Origin of the sequence: Stutzerimonas stutzeri (assembly GCF_018138085.1) — a bacterium.
In the GTDB taxonomy this organism is placed as follows: domain Bacteria; phylum Pseudomonadota; class Gammaproteobacteria; order Pseudomonadales; family Pseudomonadaceae; genus Stutzerimonas; species Stutzerimonas stutzeri_AI.
Genome location: NZ_CP073105.1, coordinates 3,512,609 through 3,527,397 on the forward strand (window position 1 = coordinate 3,512,609; position 14,789 = coordinate 3,527,397).

Below are 14,789 nucleotides of genomic sequence, written 5' to 3' on the forward strand. Positions count from 1 at the left end.
CGTCGCGGAACAGAGATACGCTGCCTGCCCCGGCAGACGCGGCGTAAGGAGTACTGGATGAACGATTTCGATGAGAGCCGTATGGCGGCGGGCGAGGAAGATCGGCGCATTTCCACCGGCAGCGAAGGCCTCGACGACATCCTCGGCGGCGGCCTGGATCCCAATCGGATGTATCTCTACGAGGGCAGCCCCGGTTCGGGCAAGACCACCATCGCCTTGCAGTTTCTCCTCGAGGGCGTGCGCCATGGCGAGCGGGTGCTCTACGTGACGCTGTCGGAGACCAAGCGCGAACTGGAACTGGTCGCCAAGCGCCACGGCTGGACGCTCGAGGGCATCGATGTTTTCGAACTGGTGACGCCCGAGAACACGCTCGATCCCGAGCTCGAACTGACCGTGCTGCATCCGGCGGAAATGGAGCTGAGCGAAACGACCAAACAGGTCTTCGACCGTGTCAGCGAGACCAATCCGACCCGGGTCATCTTCGACAGCCTGTCGGAGATGCGTCTGCTGGCACAGAGTCCGCTGCGTTATCGCCGACAGGTACTGGCGATCAAGCACTTTTTCACCACCCGTCGCTGCACGGTGATCCTGCTCGACGACCAGACGTCCGAAAGCGGTGATCTTCAGCTTCACTCCATTTCCCACGGCGTGGTGAAGCTCGAGCAGCTGGCCATCGACTATGGCGCTGAGCGCCGCCGTCTGCGCGTCATCAAGATGCGCGGCATCCAGTTCCGCGGCGGTTATCACGACTTCACGATCAAAAAAGGCGGGCTGGCGATCTACCCGCGCCTGATTGCCGCTGAGCACCACTCCCCGTTCGTCGGCGAACTCACTTCCAGCGGCAACGACAAGCTGGACCAGATGCTGGGCGGCGGACTGGAACGCGGCACCAATGCGCTGTTCATCGGAGCGGCCGGCGTCGGTAAGTCCTCGCTTGCCCTGGCCTACGCCGATGCGGCCTGCAGACGCGGCGAACAGGCGGCGTTCTTCATCTTCGACGAAGGCATCGGTACGCTGCTGGCGCGCGGCCGGGCGCTCGGGTTGGATCTGCAACCCTGGATCGACAACGGCCTGCTGCATCTGCAACAGGTCGATCCCGCCGAGCTGTCGCCCGGTGAGTTCACCGCCGCGGTGCGCCATAGCGTCGAGGTGAAGAAGGCGCAGCTGGTGGTGATGGACAGCCTCAACGGGTATCTGAACGCCATGCCGGACGGCCGCTTCCTGATCCTGCAGATGCATGAGCTGCTGAGCTATCTCGGCCAGAAAGGCGTGATCAGCGTGATGGTGCTGGCTCAGCATGGCCTGGTTGGCCCGATGGATACGCCTATCGATATCAGCTACCTCAGTGATGCGGTTATCATGCTGCGCTATTTCGAACACGCCGGTGTGGTGCGACGTGCGCTGTCGGTGGTCAAGAAGCGCAGCGGACGTCACGAAGACACCATAAGGGAGTTTCGCCTGGGTGCCTCCGGCATCAAGGTCGGACCGCCGCTCACGCACTTCACCGGTATATTCTCGGGCACGCCGCACTACACCGGCGATGCGACTCCTCTCATGAAAGACGAGCATGACGACGCCTAAGCGAGACAGCCCTTTAGTAGTCGTCTTCGCCCCCATCGGCCGGGATGGCCCTGCCGCGGCCGATGTGTTGCGCCGCAGCGGCATGCAGGCCGAGGTGTGTCACAGCCTGGCTGAAGTGCTGGAGCGCGCCGAACGCGATGCCGATGCGGTGTTCATCGCCGAAGAGGCCCTGTTCGGGCAGGATCTCCAGGACCTCGGCAACTGGGTCGACCAGCAGCCGGCCTGGTCCGATTTTCCGTTCGTGGTGCTGACCAGCAAGCATCGACAGCCGGCGGTCAGCGCGTGGCGTCAACGCATGGTCGCGATCCTGCGCAACGTTTCGCTGCTGGAACGCCCGGTACAGAGCATCACCCTGTCCAGCGCGCTGCTGGCTGCCGTTCGCGGGCGTCTTCGGCAATACGAAGTGCGCGCCTTGATCGAGGCCCGCGAACAGGCTTCGCACGAGCTCGAAGCCCTCGTGGTCGAGCGCACCCGCGCGCTGGAGCAGGCCAACCTGGAACTGCGCACCCAGATGGACGAGCGTGCGCATATCGAAGAAACCCTGCGGCAGACGCAAAAAATCGAAGCCATCGGCCAGCTCACCGGCGGCATCGCCCATGATTTCAACAACCTGCTCATGGTCATCTCCGGCGGGCTCGACATGCTCGACCGCCGCGCCGATCCGGAACGGCGCAAGCGCCTGATGGACGGCATGCGCCAGGCGGCCCAACGAGGCTCGGCCCTGACCCGTCAGTTGCTGGCCTTTTCCCGCCGCCAGTCCCTGGCACCCGAGCCGGTGGACCTGGCCCAGCGCATCAGCCAGATGCGCGAACTGCTAGACCGCAGCCTGCGCGGTGACGTGCATGTGAAACAGGAGTTCGCGCCGGATCTGTGGCCGGTCGAGGTCGATCCGGGCGAGCTGGAGCTGGTGATCCTCAACCTGGCGGTCAATGCCCGCGACGCCATGCCCGAGGGTGGCTCTATCCTGCTGCAGGCCCGGAATGCACCGAACGAGCAGGTGCTGGGCCGGCGTGGCGACTTCGTCCGGCTCGCGGTGATCGACACCGGCACCGGCATCCCGGTGGAGGTTCGCAACCGGGTCTTCGACCCCTTCTTCACTACCAAGGAAATCGGCAAGGGTTCCGGGCTCGGACTTGCCCAGGTCTATGGGTTCGCCCGGCAGTCCGGCGGTTCGGTGTGGATCGACACCGACTGCGTTCAGGGCACCAGCGTGGTGATGCTGCTGCCGCGCGCCACCAGCATGCCGAGCCGGGCCAAGGAGCAGGCGCAGGTCGACGAGGCCGTCGACGTGTCGGCCGGCAACGTGCTGCTGGTCGATGACGACGTCGAAGTGGCGGCGCTGGTGGGCGAAATGCTCGAGCACCTCGGCTATCAGGTAACCCATGCCGCTAGCGCCGCCGCCGCGCTGGGTGCGCTGGCCAACGGTCGCAGTGTCGACATCGTGTTTTCCGACGTGATGATGCCCGGCGGCATGAATGGCCTGGAACTGGCGCGTGAAATCCGCGCCCGGCGGTTCGACGTGCCGGTGCTGCTGACCAGTGGCTACGCCGACGCGGTCAAGCATTCCGCCGAAGCCGAAGGCGTGCAGATCCTGGCCAAGCCCTATCGGCTGGAAGAACTCGCCGCTGCACTCATGGCCGCGCTGGAACGCGTCCAGGCCGCCCCAGCTTCCGAGCGCATTCAGGGCTAGCCGAACTAAGCGAGACTCCGACCGTCGAAACGGCAGCCTTGACGCCCACGCGCCGATCCCGGGCCGCTTGGCGTTCGTCCGCAGCCATCGAAAGGTCCCGCCATGCCCTGTTCCCCCCGCCCCTGCCATTACGCGCCGCTGCCCGTCTCCTGCGCCATGCTCTTGGCCAGTCTGCTGCTGAGCGGCGGCCCGCTGCTGACTCAGACGAACGAACAGGCCCTTGCCGATCGCGATGCGCAGAACAAGCGCTGGAGCCAGGAGATGGCGCGCAAACCGATGGGCCATCCGCCGCCGGTCGATGCCAGGTACAACCACATCATTACCTTTGGCCAATCCCTCGCTTCGGCCGCCGAAGGCTGGCCCGCGCTCTCCAAGCAACCGCGTTACGACAACCTGATGCTGGGCGACTCGGTGCGCTCGGCGACCTTCAGCGGCGCGCGCTTCATCCCGGTCGGTGAAGCGGCGTTCAAACCACTGCGAGCGGTCGTCCAGCTCAAGCGTGAGCCGAAGGTCATTCTTGATAGCCAGGCGGTGGCGGCGCTGGAGGAGCACGCCCAGGAAGAAGGTGAATCGGTGGAAGTCGGCGCGCTGAACATGGCTCGGCACCTGTATCTGGCGAGCAAAGGCATCAAGGCCGACCCCGAGCACCTGTTCCTTGCCAGCAACGCTGCCACGTCCGGCCGTTCCATTGCGCAATTGTCCAAGGTCGGCGGCACCCATGAGTATCGCCGGGCCCTGCAGGCGGTCGACCAGGCCAAGCAGGTCGCGGACGCAGCGAATGCCAGTTACCGCATCAGCGCCTTCTTCTGGCTGCAGGGCGAATACGACTATGCGCAGGTTCAGGGCGGGATCAACGACAAGGCCTATTACAAGCAGCGCCTGCGCCAACTGCGCAACGACCTGACGGCCGACACCGCGCAGGCCATCGCCGGGCAGCCAGACGCGCCGGCGTTCATTACCTACCAGACCGATGCCAAGTCATCGGTGGTCGATGGCAGCCTCGACATCGGCATGGCGCAGTGGGAACTCGCCCGGGAAGAGCCCAGCTGGTACCTCGCCGGCCCGGTCTACCCCTACGTGGACAAGGGAACGCACCTGTCCGCCAATGGCTATCGCTGGTTCGGCCAGATGCTCGGCAAGGTCTATCACCAGGTGGTGGTCGAGCGCCGCAACTGGCAGCCGCTGTCGCCGCTCGGCGCCTCGGTCGAAGGTCGGGAGGTGTTCATCGACTTCCACGTGCCCTCCCCGCCCCTGGCCTTCGACCAGCCCTACCTGGGTTACCAGCAGCGAATGATCGAAAACCGCGGCTTCACGTTGAGCGATGCGCAGGGTGAGGTGCCGATCGAAGCGGTCGATCTGGTCGCCGACACCGTGGTGCGCCTGACCGCTGGACGCGAGCTGGTCGGCACTCCGCGCATCCGCTATGCCAGCCACGCCGTGGGCGGTGCGGGCGAGTTGCGCGACAGCGACCCGACCCGGGCCGACGCCCGCTATGAATACCTGCCGGCTGAAGGCATGCCGGACGAGGCGAATATCGCTGCGCTGGTCGACGCCCCCTACCCGCTACACAACTGGAGCATCTCCTTCGAGATCCAGGCGCGCCGGGACGACACCGACCAGGCCCCGCACTGACCGATCGGGTGCAGCGCTTCAGGCGATACTGCGCAGGCGCGCCCGATCCTTCACCGGCGAGGCGCCGAATAGCCGGCTGTATTCGCGACTGAACTGCGAAGGACTCTCGTAGCCGACCCGATAGCCGACCACCGACACGTCCAGCCCCTCGGCCAACAGCAGACGCCGGGCCTCTTGCAGGCGGAGCTGCTTCTGGTACTGCAGCGGACTCATGGCGGTCAGCGCCTTGAAGCGGTGGTGCAGGCTCGAGCTGCTGAGGTTGACACGCCGGGCCAGTTCATCGATGCGCAGCGGCTCAACGTAGTTGCGGTTGAGCCATTCGATGGCGTCGTTGACCCGGTGCGACTGGCTGCCCTGCAGCGCGACGGCCTGCAGGTGCCGGCCCTGGGGACCACGCAGCAGGCGGTAAAAGATCTCGCGCAGGACCAGCGGTGCCAGCACGGGAATGTCCTTCGGGCTGCCGAGCAACCGGACCAGGCGCACGGTGGCCTCGAGCAACGGCGCGTCGATGCGGTCGACGTACATACCGCGGCCGTCCGGCTCGACGCCCGAGGCGAGTGGCTCTGTTTCGTTGAGCAGGCCGCTGATCAGGGTCGGATCGATGTCCAGGCGGATGCAGATATAGGGCTCTTCCGGGCACGCCCGCACCACGCAACCTGCCACCGGCAGGGTTACCGACACCACCAGATAATGCAGCGGATCGTACGTATACAGTTCGTCCGCCAGACGTACTTCCTTGCCACCCTGAACGATGATGCATAGCGCCGGCTTGTGTACGCCGTAGGTCATGTCGCCGGGGCGCTCGCAGCGGATCAGGTAGAGCGGATCGATGGCGGTCGGGTGCATGCCGTCACCCTCGACGAAGCGCTCGACCAGCTGTGCCAGCTCGGCGCGCTGGGCGCTGGTGTCGTCATGGGGGGATACGAAGGAATTCATGGAACTAGCCTTCCTGAGTAGCGAAGGCGGAAAGCTTAGCAGCTCGGTGAGCGTTAGCAGTTAATCCAGGCGTACGCCCGTCGTGCCATCTCGGCTCGCCCGGCCATCGCAGATCAGGCCGTTCGCGAGCGAACCAGGCAGATTACCGCCGCCATCAGGGTTACCGCCCGCCAATCGCGCGGGCTGCAGACAACAACGCCGGCACGGGGCCGGCGCTGTCTGACTGCCTTGCGATCAGCTGCGGGCGCGTTCGGCGTCGCGCAGGGCCTTGACCTGGTCGTGGTTGCGCTGCACGCCTTGCAGCTGGCGTTCGACCACCGCACGGACCTCCGGCGGCAATTCCTTCTCCAGCGCCTTGCGATAGCTCTTCAACGCCACGTCTTCGCCACGCTCGCACTCGTTGAGAATGGCCTCGTCATTTTTGCCGGTAATGCTCGTCTTCAGGTCGACCCAGCGCCGGTGCATGTCGCCGGCCATGCTGGTCCCGGTCTCCGGATCGCCACCCAACGTACGGACCAACTCCTGCAGTTCGGTCGCGGCCGTGGCGCAGTCCTGGGCACGCTGGGTCATGGTGGTCTTCAGTTGCGGGCTTTTCAGATCTTCGGCGCATTCGCGGAAGCCCTTCTCGCCGTCCTTGCAGGTTTCGATCAGATCGTTGAGTACGGAAACGGTGTCTTCGGTATCCATGCAACAGTCCTCCTCGGAGATTGATAACGGCCGGGAAAGCCACGGCCAACCTGTTCAGTCGACTGCGCCGTTTCGATAAAGGTTCAGGTCGGCAGCCCGACGGAGCGCACGCTCGCGAGACCAAATACCGCATTATCCAAGCGAACGCAGATTTGAATAATTCTCAATAACAGCCGTACACTGGTCGCATCTGTAACCGCGGACCGGCTCGTTCTATGTCCCAGGATCACCAGGATCACCAGGATCTCCTTCGACTGCTGCACCTCGCGGCCCGGGCATTGCCAGGATTGGCCGGCGAGATCGGAACTGCCGAAGATCACCAGCTGATCTGCGGCAGTCCCGGCAATGCAGCACGCGTTTCGGCGCTGCACTGCTACTGGCAGCAGTCGCACCCCGAAGCGGGCCCGCACTACTGGTCCGCGCGCAGCTGGTCGCTGCTGATCTGGCAGCCCATCTACCTCAGCCTGCTGGCCGTCCATCTCGGCGGACGCGCGCCCTGCCTCGCCCAGATGGGGCAGTCGGTCATGGCCGGCTCGGTACATGGCTTTCGTCTGCCGCCGCACTGTCCGTACGGGGGCGATCAGTCTGCGTTGATCGCCTGCGCCAGCGCGCAGCTCCAGGCCTTCGTCGACACCCAGCTGGAGGAATTCAACGCGGTCGCCGCCATCTACCCGAAAATGGCGCGGCTGCTGGTAGCCGATTGCGTGCGCGCCGCGCTGTTGCTGGCGCAACGGCACGCGCCGGTCGGCGATGACGCCTTGCTGGAAGCCGAGCGGCACTGGCTCGACGCCCTGGCATTGCCTGGCGGCGGCGCGCTGGTGCCGCTGGAACTGGAGGATGGCCTGCACTGCCTGGGAATGGGGCGCAAGGTCTGTTGTCAGCATTTCCGCCGCGTCGATGGCGAGCTGTGCGCCAGCTGTCCGAAGCTTGGCAAGGACGAGCGGCTGCAACGCCTGCGCGAGGCCGCGTCGTGCTGAGCCTGGTGGACATCGAGGTGCGCCGCGATGAACGCACGGTGCTGGCGGTCGACAGGCTCGAGCTGGGTGCCGGAAGCTTCACCGCGATCCTCGGCCATAACGGCTCGGGCAAATCCACCCTGATGAACCTGATCGCCCGGCAGTTCGCCCCGGACCGCGGCGCCATCCTGCTCGACGGCAAGCCGCTGGCGAGCTACCGGCAGCGTGCCTTTGCCCGCAAGGTCGCCTTTCTGCCGCAACACCTGCCGGACGTCGCCGGGCTCAAGGTGCGCGAGCTGGTTCGTCTCGGCCGGTTTCCCTGGCGCGGTCTGCTGGCGCCCTGGCAGGCCGAAGATGAACGGGCCATCGACCGTGCACTCGAGCAGACCGATATCGCCGGCTACGCCGAGCACCTGGCCGACAGCCTTTCCGGCGGCGAGCGCCAGCGCGCCTGGATCGCCATGCTGTTGGCCCAGCAAGCGCCTTTGCTGCTGCTCGACGAACCCACCTCGGCGCTCGATCTCGCGCACCAATACCAGCTGATGAATCTGCTGCACGCGCTGAATCGCGACACCGGCCGGGCCATCGTGGCGATCCTGCACGACGTTAACCTGGCCGCACGCTTTGCCGATCGCATCGTTGCGCTCAAGCGCGGGCGTCTGTTCTTCGACGGAACGCCCGAGCAGCTATTGTCCCCGGAGCGCCTCAGCGCGCTGTATGACGTCGGCATCCATCTGATCGAACAGCCGGGGCAGGCGCGCCGGATCGCCGTGGTGAGCTAGTGCAGGCGGTGATGACCGACAGGCTGATGCCGTCTGCCGCGATATCGGGGCGCTACCTCGCCACGCTCACCGGCCTGGCTCTGCTCGCCGTGCTGCACCTGAACCTGGGCATGACGCACTGGTCACCGGCGCAATGGTCGCTCCGGCCACCGGCTGCGGGCAGCTTCGATGCGCTGGAGTTCGGCCTGTCGGTATTGCCCCGTCTGGCCATGGCCGTGCTCGTCGGCGCCGCGCTCGGGCTGTCCGGCAGCGTGATGCAACAGCTGACGCAGAACCGCCTCGCCTCGCCCATGACCCTGGGTGCCGCATCCGGCGCCTGGCTCGGTTTGACGGTCATGGCCCTGCTCTGGCCGGCACTCGCCGCGACCCACGGCCACTGGGCGGCACTCGGCGGCGCGCTTGCCGCGGTCGCGTTGGCGCTGCTGGTTGCCGGTCGTCAGGGCGCGGCGGGGTTGCCGGTGATCCTTGCGGGCATGGCGCTCAACCTGCTGCTCGGCGCCATCGCGACCGCGATCCTGCTGGTGCACAACCAGCAGAGCCGCGGGTTGTTCATCTGGGGCGCCGGCGACCTGGGGCAGATCGATTGGCATTGGGTGCACTGGCTGTGGCCGAAACTGCTGATCGGGCTGCTGGTGGTGGCGCTCGCCCCACGCCCGCTGGCGCTCCTGCAACTGGGCGCCACCGGCGCCAGGGCGCGCGGCCTGTCGCTCTGGCCGGTGATGCTGGGGCTGTTTCTGGCCAGCCTGTGGCTCACCTCGGCGGCCATCACGGCCGTCGGGCTGATCGGCTTCATCGGTTTGATCACGCCTAACCTGGCGCGCCTGTTCGGGGCTCGCGCCTCACGGGACGAGTTGCTCTACAGCGCGTTGCTGGGCGCCGTGCTGCTGCTCGGTGCGGATACCCTGACGCTGGCGCTGAACCGCTGGTTCTCCGAGCTGATTCCCAGCGGGGCGACCGCTGCATTGATCGGCGCGCCGGCCCTGCTCTGGCTGTCGCGCCGGCAGTTGGCAGCCGAGGATCGGCAAAGCCTGGCACTGCCGCCGGGCGCCAGCGTGCTGGACCGGCAGCGATTGGCCCGCCTTTTGCTGGCCGGCGGCGCGGTCGCACTCGCCACGCTACTCGTTGCACGCGGGCCGTCCGGCTGGACGTTCGGCTGGCCGACCGAGGCGCTCTGGACGCTGCGCTGGCCTCGGCTGCTGACTGCAATCGCGGCGGGCTGCGGCTTGGCGGTGGCCGGGATGATGCTGCAACGCCTGTTGCGCAACCCGCTGGCCAGCCCCGACATTCTCGGACTGACGGCCGGGGCGACGCTGGCCGTGGTGCTGGCGGTGATGCTGCTCGGCGCCGGCTCGATGCAGCTGATCGCCCCGATTGCCGCCTTTGCCGGCAGCCTCATGGTGCTCGGCCTGTTGCTGCTGTTCGGTCACCGCCATCAGTACTCGCCGGGCATCATGGTGCTGGTCGGCGTGTCGCTCGCCGCACTGCTCAACACCGCCCTGCAGATCGGCCTGACGCGTGGTCAGGCCGATGCGCTGGCCTTGCTCGGCTGGCTCGCCGGCTCGACCTATCGAGTCGAAGCACGCGAGGCGATCACCTTGAGCGTTGCCGTGGCGGTGCTCATCGTCATCAGTCTCGCCTTGCAGCGAGCGCTGACGTTGATCTCTATCGGCAACGGCGTGGCGCTCAGCCGTGGGCTCGATGTGCCCCGCGCGCGCCTGGCGCTCCTGCTGCTGGTGTCGCTGCTCTGCGCGGTGGTGACCAGCCTGCTCGGGCCGGTCGCCTTTCTTGGGCTGCTGGCACCGCACATGGCCGCGCTGCTCGGCGCGCGCCGGGCCTTGCCGCAACTGCTGCTCGCGGCGCTGCTCGGCGGCTGGCTGATGCTGCTGTCGGACTGGATCGGCCGCTCGCTGCTGTTCCCGCTGGAAGTGCCGGTCGGGCTGGTGGCGTCGATCCTCTGCGGGCTGTACTTCCTTTACCTGCTGATCCGGCAGCGAGGCCGATGAGGTACTTGCCGCGCCTCATCGCGCTGTTCGGCCTGTTGCTTGCATTGTTAAGTCGTGGGGCTCACGCCGGTGAAGAGCCGCGGGTCGCGGCGCTGAGCTGGGAGCCGGTCGAGCATTTGTTGATGCTGGGCGTCGAGCCGGTGGCGGTCGCCGATGCGGATGACTACCGCGCCTGGGTGGTGCGGCCGACGTTGCCGGACTCGGTGACCCGGGTCGGTACGCGCACCGAGCCGAACCTGGAGCTGCTGGCCCAGCTGGACCTCGACCTGATCGTGATCACCCCGCTGCTCGAAGATATGCGCGACAAGCTCGAGCGCATCGCGCCGGTGGTCTCCTACGGCGACTTCACCCAGGCGCGGGACAACTACCGGATGCAGCGCGAGAACTACCTGGCGCTGGCCGAGCGCATCGGCCGCCTCGACCGGGCCCGGGAGACGCTGGCTGCCATGGACGCACGGCTGAATACGTTGCGCGAACGGCTGCACGCCCACTTCGGCGAGACGCTACCTGCGGTCGCGGTGGTGCGTTTTTCCACGCCGACCGCGGTGCTCGTCTACGGACCGAACTCGATGCCCGCGCATGCGTTGAGCCTGCTCGGGCTGGGCAGCGCCTATGACACGCCGGTCAGCCGCTGGGGCAACCTGCAACTGCCGGTGACGGTGCTCAGCGAGATCGACCGGGGCGTGGTGCTGCACATCGAACCCTTCCCCGCCGCCGACCGCTTGTTCAGCAGCCGTCTGTGGCAGGGCATGCCGTTCGTCAGGGCGGGGCGCTTCGCCGGCATGCGCGCCGCCTGGACCCACGGTGGCGTGTTCTGCGTGCAGTTTCTCGCTGAAGCCATCACCGAAGCGCTGCTGGCGATCCCGGCTACGGCTGAGCCGTGAAGCGGCAAAAAAAAGCTGCAGGCTGCAGGCAAAAGCAAAAGCCGGGGCAGTCCAACCGCCTTTGCCTGCCGCCTGAAGTCTGAAGCCTGCCGCCGTTGACGTCAGTACGCCCAACTCAGCGTGACGGTCGCATTGCGCGGCGCCGCGTAGTAGCTCTGCTCCCAATAGAGGCTGGTCAGGTACTTCTCGTCGAACAGGTTGTTGACGTTGAGCGCCACGTTGAAGTGTTCGTCGATGTCATAGCTGGCCATCGCATTGACCACCGCGTAGCTGTCCTGCCGCGTGACGATGGTCTCGCCGCTTGCCGTGGCGCCCTGCTCGCGAGAGATGTCGTCCTGCCAGACCATGCTGCCGCCGACCTTGAGGCCGCGCACCTGCGGCACCTTGTATGTCGTACCCAGATACAGGTAGTTGCGCGGCACATAGGTGCGCACCGTGCGGCCTTCCTTGTCCTGCAGGGAAAACAGGTGGGTCAGTCCGGCGCTGGCCTCCCAGTTGTCGGTGATCTGGCCGGCGATGGTCAGCTCGTAGCCCTTGGAGATGGCGTCCACGGTGTTGTAGTAGGAAACCCCCGCGCCGCTGTCGAAACCGCCGTATTCCGGCGTGTTTTCCTGCTCGGTGCGGAACATTCCGGCGCTGGCATTCAGGCGGCCGCCGAACCATTCACCCTTGATCCCGCCCTCGACGCTGTCGCCCTCGATGGGCTCGAGCAGTTGCAGCGAGGCGCCGAGCAGATGCTGCGGGCTGAATATCTTGGTGTAGCTGGCGTAGGCGGCGTAATGCTCGCCGAAATCGTAGGTGGCGCCGGCATAGGGCGTGGTCTTGGATTCGGCGTAACTGTGCTCGTCGCCTACCTGATAGCCGCTGCTGTCCAGGCGGGTGTGGTTGGCTCCGAGGATCAGCTTGAGCCGGTCGGTCACGCTGAAGTGGCCGGCGGTATAAACGCTGCGACGGTAGACGGTGTAGTCCGCGCCGCTGGTCAGGCCGTTGTCGAAGTCCGGCCGCGGGTAATCGCCGTCGAAGCCGGCCGGCAAGGGCACGTTGAAGGCGTCGTCATAGGATGACCAGCGCGTGGTCGAGCGCGACCAGTTTGCCCCCATCATGGCTTCGTGCGTCCGGCCGAACAGCTCGAACGGACCCTTGAGGTAGGCATCGCCCAGCAGTTGCCGCTCGATACGGTCGTACTTGGAGGCATAGGTGGACAGCCCCTCGCCGGTGTCCGCATCCGGCACGCCGTAGGCGAGGAACTGCTCGGCGTCTGAGCCGATCTCGCGGTAACTCAGCGACACGCGCGACTGCCAGCCGCCGCCCCATTGCGTGGTCAGCTCGGCGAAGGTCTGCTTGTCCTCGGTGTCCCAGTAGGTCCAGTCCGGCGCGAAGCTCTTCGAGCGGCTGTAGTCGATCGGGTTGCCCTCGCTGTCGTACACCGACAGGGCGCCCCACATGATGCCGTTGGGCCGGTTGCGCTGCTCCGAGTAGCCGAACAGCGCGGTGTTGCGGTCGCCCAGGTCCGCCTCCAGCATCGCCGAGAACAGCGTCTTTTCAAGCGAGTAGCGATCCAGATAGGAATCACCATCCTGCTGCACGGCCAACACGCGGCCGCGGACGTGGCCCGCGTCGTCCAGCGGGCCGGAGACGTCGAGCTCGCCGCGCGCCGTGTCCCAGGAGCCGTAGCTCAGCGAGGCCCCGGCCTGGAAATCGCGCGTCGGGCGCTTGCGCACGAAGTTGACGGTGGCCGCCGGGTTGCCCGGGTTGGCAGTCAGGCCGTTGGCGCCCTTGAGCACCTCGATGTGGTCATAGAGGAAGGTGTCGATGTCGCCCATCTGCTCTTCGGAGCTGAACGGCAAGCCGAGGCCGTCGACCTGGAAGTTCGACACGTCGAAGCCACGGACCGAGTAGTAGGTGCGATCGGTCTCGACCCGCTGCACGTTGACGCCGGCGGCCTGTAGCGCGCCGGTGGCGTTGGTCAGGTCGAAGTCGTCGAGTTGCTGGCGGGTCAGGGTAACGGCTGTCTGCGGTGTTTCCCGCGGCGCCAGGTCGAGGCGCGTAGCCGTGGTGGTCGAGCCGATGGTGTAGGAGTCGCTGCGTTCGGTGATGCTCGGCGCGGCTTCGCGCTCGGCGGTCACGTCCATCGATTCGAGCTTCAGCGGGTCGTCGGCCTGCTGTGCCAGGGCGATCGGCGAGGCGAGCAGCAATGCGATTGGCGCCAGCCGGCAGGCCAGGGCCAGCGGACGAACGGGCCAGCCGGTACGTGGCGATGGCATGGGGATTACTTCGGTCATGGTGTCTACTTTCTTGTCGGTTGTCGTTCGGGTGCTTGCGGAGAAGAGGTCGAGTCAGCTCATGGAGTCCGTTCCTGTGCAGGTGATGTTTGGTTTCATGCCGGGTGCAGCGACTGCTGCATGACGCCGCGATACCACTGGTGGAAGTGCTGCATGCCCTCCTCCAGCGGCACCTGATAGGGCCCGCTGTCCTCCTCGCCGCGGCGGTACAGCGCGCGACGCCCGGCGTCGGTGCGCTCGGCGATCTCGTCGTCCTCGAAGGCGGTCTCCAGATAGGCCGCGCGATGGGCCTCGCACAGCTCGGGGTGGCGATCACGCAGCTCGGCCGGGTAATAGAACTCGACGACGTTCAGCGTCTCGTGCACCCCTTGCGGGTACACCGTCGAGAGCACCAGCGCGTGGGGGAACACTTCGATCATGTGCGTCGGGTAGTAGCTGGCCCAGATGGCGCCGAACGCCGGCGAGCGACCGCCTTCGTGGGCCAGCAGCCCTTCGTGCCAGGCGCGATAGGCCTCGGTACCGGCGCGGGCGAGGTTCTGGCTGACCGCGATGCGCTGCAGGCTGTACCAGTCGCCGTACTCCCAGCTGAGCCCGCCGCTGTGCACGTAACGGCGCAGGCCGGGGTGGAAGGAGGCGATGTGGTAGTCGTCGTTGTAGATCTCGATGAAGGTTTTCCAGTTGCACCGGCACGGGTGCACCTCGACGTGATCGAGCGCGTAGCCGCTGAAATCCATCTCGGGGCGGTCGAACAGCGGGCCGATATCCCCTGCCGGATCGCGCTCGCCCTCGAACAGGAAGCCGCCGACGTTGAACAGCGGGTAGCGCGGCAGGTTGCGGCAGGGGCGCTCGGGGAATTTCGGCGCGCCGACGATCAGCCCCTGGCTGTCGTAGCTCCAGGCGTGGAGCGGGCAGAGGATGCGCCCGCCGGTGCCGCGCAGGTTGCCGCGGCGAATCGCGCAGGGGTCGCTGTCCGGGCTGTGGTCGCCGAGCATCAACGCCTGGCGATGCCGGCAGACGTTGGACAGCAGTTCGATGCCCTGCTCGCTGCGCACCAGGATGCGGCTGTGCTCGTCCTGCGGCAGCGCGTACCAGTCGCCTGGCTGCGGCACCATCATTTCATGGCCGACGTAGCGGGCGCTGTGACGGAAGATCAGCGCCTGCTCGCGCTCGTAAACAGCCGGGTCGCAGTAATCACGTATCGCCAGCTGCGGCTCGTGCCTGGCTGGACGGCTGATGGCGCCGGCCAGCCGATTCGGATTGAACATGCAAGCTCCTTGGCGCGGTCGACCGCGCCGCTCCACTTCACTGCCACTTTTCGAGGCATGCGAAACCCTGATCCCGGCATCGCGGCCGGGG

At 66.4% G+C, this 14,789-nt stretch carries 11 protein-coding genes; 7 read left to right on the forward strand and 4 right to left on the reverse strand.

From position 1 onward, the window contains the following. Positions 1 to 57: 57 nt before the first annotated feature. The 3 genes from KCX70_RS16180 (at position 58) to KCX70_RS16190 (ending at position 4,903) form a co-directional block, all read left to right on the forward strand. Complete coding sequence (locus KCX70_RS16180; RefSeq protein ID WP_249121652.1) at positions 58 to 1,581, forward strand: ATPase domain-containing protein; 1,524 nt, start codon at positions 58 to 60, stop codon at positions 1,579 to 1,581. After that, positions 1,568 to 3,271, forward strand: coding sequence for a response regulator (locus KCX70_RS16185; RefSeq protein ID WP_212618144.1), 1,704 nt, complete (start codon positions 1,568 to 1,570; stop codon positions 3,269 to 3,271). Before KCX70_RS16180 ends, KCX70_RS16185 begins: the two co-directional genes overlap by 14 nt. Positions 3,272 to 3,373: 102 nt before the next feature. Further along, complete coding sequence (locus tag KCX70_RS16190) at positions 3,374 to 4,903, forward strand: phosphate ABC transporter substrate-binding protein (protein WP_392602486.1); 1,530 nt, start codon at positions 3,374 to 3,376, stop codon at positions 4,901 to 4,903. Between the two features lie 18 nt (positions 4,904 to 4,921). Here the strand turns inward: KCX70_RS16190 and KCX70_RS16195 are convergent, their stop codons facing one another. Beyond that, on the reverse strand, positions 4,922 to 5,839 hold the full coding sequence (locus tag KCX70_RS16195) for an AraC family transcriptional regulator (protein ID WP_212618145.1): 918 nt from the start codon (positions 5,837 to 5,839) through the stop codon (positions 4,922 to 4,924). A gap of 234 nt (positions 5,840 to 6,073) precedes the next feature. Continuing rightward, a complete protein-coding gene (locus tag KCX70_RS16200; protein WP_212618146.1) occupies positions 6,074 to 6,526 on the reverse strand; it encodes a PA2169 family four-helix-bundle protein in 453 nt (150 codons plus the stop codon). Between the two features lie 215 nt (positions 6,527 to 6,741). On the opposite strand from KCX70_RS16200, the gene KCX70_RS16205 reads away from it, so the two are divergent. The 4 genes from KCX70_RS16205 to KCX70_RS16220 are packed head-to-tail and all read left to right on the forward strand — an operon-like array spanning position 6,742 to position 11,151. Continuing rightward, complete coding sequence (locus KCX70_RS16205; RefSeq protein WP_212618147.1) at positions 6,742 to 7,503, forward strand: siderophore ferric iron reductase; 762 nt, start codon at positions 6,742 to 6,744, stop codon at positions 7,501 to 7,503. Next, on the forward strand, positions 7,497 to 8,264 hold the full coding sequence (locus tag KCX70_RS16210) for an ABC transporter ATP-binding protein (protein ID WP_212618148.1): 768 nt from the start codon (positions 7,497 to 7,499) through the stop codon (positions 8,262 to 8,264). The genes KCX70_RS16205 and KCX70_RS16210 overlap by 7 nt, the downstream gene beginning before the upstream one ends. Before the next feature lie 11 nt (positions 8,265 to 8,275). Further along, on the forward strand, positions 8,276 to 10,267 hold the full coding sequence (fhuB, locus tag KCX70_RS16215) for a Fe(3+)-hydroxamate ABC transporter permease FhuB (RefSeq protein ID WP_249121653.1): 1,992 nt from the start codon (positions 8,276 to 8,278) through the stop codon (positions 10,265 to 10,267). Further along, positions 10,264 to 11,151, forward strand: a complete 888-nt coding sequence (locus KCX70_RS16220) for an iron-siderophore ABC transporter substrate-binding protein (protein WP_212618149.1) — start codon at positions 10,264 to 10,266, stop codon at positions 11,149 to 11,151. Before fhuB ends, KCX70_RS16220 begins: the two co-directional genes overlap by 4 nt. 101 nt (positions 11,152 to 11,252) lie before the next feature. Here the strand turns inward: KCX70_RS16220 and KCX70_RS16225 are convergent, their stop codons facing one another. Next, entirely contained in the window at positions 11,253 to 13,433 is a 2,181-nt protein-coding gene (locus tag KCX70_RS16225; RefSeq protein ID WP_212618150.1) for a TonB-dependent siderophore receptor, read from the reverse strand. A 95-nt stretch (positions 13,434 to 13,528) separates the two neighbouring features. Next, complete coding sequence (locus tag KCX70_RS16230) at positions 13,529 to 14,698, reverse strand: aromatic ring-hydroxylating oxygenase subunit alpha (RefSeq protein WP_212618151.1); 1,170 nt, start codon at positions 14,696 to 14,698, stop codon at positions 13,529 to 13,531. Positions 14,699 to 14,789 lie beyond the last annotated feature (91 nt).

Coding starts and splice junctions, on each gene's coding strand:
- KCX70_RS16180 (WP_249121652.1), top strand. CDS start 58: ATGAACGATTTCGATGAGAGCCGTATGGCGGCGGGCGAGGAAGATCGG.
- KCX70_RS16185 (WP_212618144.1), top strand. CDS start 1,568: ATGACGACGCCTAAGCGAGACAGCCCTTTAGTAGTCGTCTTCGCCCCC.
- KCX70_RS16190 (WP_392602486.1), top strand. CDS start 3,374: ATGCCCTGTTCCCCCCGCCCCTGCCATTACGCGCCGCTGCCCGTCTCC.
- KCX70_RS16195 (WP_212618145.1), bottom strand. CDS start 5,839: ATGAATTCCTTCGTATCCCCCCATGACGACACCAGCGCCCAGCGCGCC.
- KCX70_RS16200 (WP_212618146.1), bottom strand. CDS start 6,526: ATGGATACCGAAGACACCGTTTCCGTACTCAACGATCTGATCGAAACC.
- KCX70_RS16205 (WP_212618147.1), top strand. CDS start 6,742: ATGTCCCAGGATCACCAGGATCACCAGGATCTCCTTCGACTGCTGCAC.
- fhuB (WP_249121653.1), top strand. CDS start 8,276: ATGACCGACAGGCTGATGCCGTCTGCCGCGATATCGGGGCGCTACCTC.
- KCX70_RS16220 (WP_212618149.1), top strand. CDS start 10,264: ATGAGGTACTTGCCGCGCCTCATCGCGCTGTTCGGCCTGTTGCTTGCA.
- KCX70_RS16225 (WP_212618150.1), bottom strand. CDS start 13,433: ATGACCGAAGTAATCCCCATGCCATCGCCACGTACCGGCTGGCCCGTT.
- KCX70_RS16230 (WP_212618151.1), bottom strand. CDS start 14,698: ATGTTCAATCCGAATCGGCTGGCCGGCGCCATCAGCCGTCCAGCCAGG.